The organism is Candidatus Methanoperedens nitratireducens (assembly GCF_900196725.1).
Taxonomy (GTDB): Archaea; Halobacteriota; Methanosarcinia; order Methanosarcinales; family Methanoperedenaceae; genus Methanoperedens; species Methanoperedens nitroreducens_A.
This window is the reverse complement of sequence record NZ_FZMP01000043.1, coordinates 1-2,195: the sequence shown is the minus strand read 5'-3', so window position 1 is coordinate 2,195 and position 2,195 is coordinate 1. Positions and strand designations below refer to the sequence as shown.

The 2,195-nt window shown below is 38.0% G+C and carries 3 protein-coding genes; 2 read left to right on the top strand and 1 reads right to left on the bottom strand.

Going from position 1 to position 2,195, the window contains the following annotated elements; translation table 11 throughout:
* The first annotated feature begins 141 nt into the window (after positions 1-141).
* Together MNV_RS04195 and MNV_RS18935 are read left to right on the top strand one after the other, a co-directional pair.
* Positions 142-366 carry a hypothetical protein gene (locus MNV_RS04195; RefSeq protein WP_096204124.1) on the top strand — a complete coding sequence of 75 codons (225 nt, stop codon included), beginning with the start codon at positions 142-144 and terminating at the stop codon, positions 364-366.
* Positions 367-694: 328 nt separating this feature from the next.
* The gene (locus MNV_RS18935) at positions 695-898 is read left to right on the top strand and encodes a hypothetical protein (protein WP_143311626.1); all 204 of its coding nucleotides are present in this window, start codon (positions 695-697) and stop codon (positions 896-898) included.
* A 664-nt stretch (positions 899-1,562) separates the two neighbouring features.
* On the opposite strand, the gene MNV_RS04190 is transcribed toward MNV_RS18935, so the two are convergent.
* On the bottom strand, positions 1,563-2,195 hold a 633-nt coding region (locus MNV_RS04190), incomplete at its 5' end, for a hypothetical protein (RefSeq protein WP_218837890.1).

Here is a 2,195-nt window from a genome sequence, read left to right as displayed (position 1 = left end):
TATCTCTGTAGGTTAATATATACGTGATTATGACCTGTTAAAACTATCTTCAGATGGGGCATATTTAAGCTGATAACGCACAGATATATTTAACAATGTCAAGTTCTATCTTAACAAGTTGAAAAATCGGAGTCAATAGACATGACGATAATATTCAGTGACGAAGACTTGATGTATCTTGATAAAGAGCAGGACAATCAATTACGTTCTATAAGACAATCAATAGATACCATGAAAGCAAAAGGCGATGCATCATTTTGTAAAAAATGTGGTCATATAATGCAATATTTCGCAGTTGGAGATGCAAAGCTTCTTCAGTGTGGCTTCTGTGGGAATCGAATCGCTGAAATGGTAAAGAGCGATTAGTTTTCCATTAGCTTTCATATCGAAAAACTCTAATTTGTAAGGGAATCGCTCAACATAGTTCAAAGCGGTCACACAGTCAAAGCATTCCTGAAAGATAAAGTGGGAAAAATGCCATTACTAGCGCTACAAATCCACCAGCTAAAAGTTCTAATCCGATTTGATTTACCACACCACCATGAATGAAATGTAGCGCATCGCATATAAAGTTGTGTGAAAATGAATAATGGCTCGTCAGTTTTACAGTATTATATGACTTTTGAGGTGAGTTAAATAGAGCAGTGTTTAGAGTCCATATAAGTCTTTAAACCCATAAGTCGTAAATACATAAATGGCAGATTACGAAGATGTAAAAAATTTTCTGGAATTGAAGGGTATCAAAGTGAAAACTTGCTATATAGCCCACGTGAAAGAGATGTGTGGTTTAACACACCGAGAAGCTTGGTGTAGAGGACATCCGAGGGCGAATCCCTGCCCCTTAAAAAAAATTGAACCAATCAAACAGGCATTCAGGCACTTTGGAATGATTGATTAACTTGACTTCATTTGAATGAAAGCTCTCCTGCACGGAAATAGGTCAAAATGAACCAGAACCAAATGTTTCGGAAGATACAGGGAATGGATAGATAAAAAACATTTCTGTCCAGATAGCTTAGTGGTAGAATTATTGCCTAAATATATAACTTTTAGGACAATTTACATTTATAAACATGGGTGTATGAAATTAGTATAGAAAAGAGGTTAAATTGAATAAAAATATACAAAAACTGAAAAAAGAAATATTTGACACTGTGATGAACAATAAGGAAGAAAAGGACGTAGAGGCTATCATCGAAAGAAGCATAAAAATGACTTTAAAATATGTTGATACGCAAGTTTCCACACAGAAATTTTTCAAAGACGATTAAGGTCGTGTACGTCTATGATTGAAATACCAATGTAAAAAGTTACAATAGGAAATTGAGTAGGTTACCCGACTTGCAAATCTTAAGTCGATGAACTAGTGTAACTTTTACAATAGCAGGTTTTCAGTTATTGAGGTACACGACCCAATAGAGAAACCCTTCATCAATTTTTCGGATTTCTCGCGGGTTGGACCCGGGGCAGGCATTTCAAGTAGCCTGCCATAGGTGGATTCATAGGTCTTTAACCACAGGTCGAAAAATTCTGGGTGGATTCAAAACCCGGTTTTTCCATGCTCATGTTCTATATTTTCCTGGATATGCCGGCGCTGAACTAAAATCCGGTTTCGCCCAGATCCTTGACATGCCGGTGAATGTATCTGCATATATCTTTGCCGCATTCCTGACAGGCTCCATAATCTCCTTAAACGGGCTGAATGTGGGTGTGTTCTCAAAGAAGTTATCAAATGCCTTTCCATACATTTTTGCCCAGAGATTATAAAGTTCTTTATGTGCCTCTGGATCTGGTCTCTGCTTAGATAGTTCCTCAGCCTTCTGTGACAGTTTTCCAAGGGTTGCTATCCAGGACTTGTAGAGGTTCAGATTAACGTTTTCGCTCTGCACGAAATACTCTAATACTTCTTTTGAAGGCCGCATGGACTGGGTATCAAACAACCTGCCATAGGTCTCCTGATATGTATTCATCCATAAGGTATAGAATTCCTTATAGGCTTCAGGATTCGCATTCCCCCGGGAGATCTCCGCTGATTTCATAGAAAGCTTCAGCAGGGAGTTAGTATACGGCACGTATAGCTTCGTGTATGAATCTTTCCATAGCTTTGATATCTGCTCAAATGCCTCTGAATATATATCAGGTGTGCCTGTGATGTTCTCAAAGATATCTTTCATATTTTGCCGCAATGGCAGTGT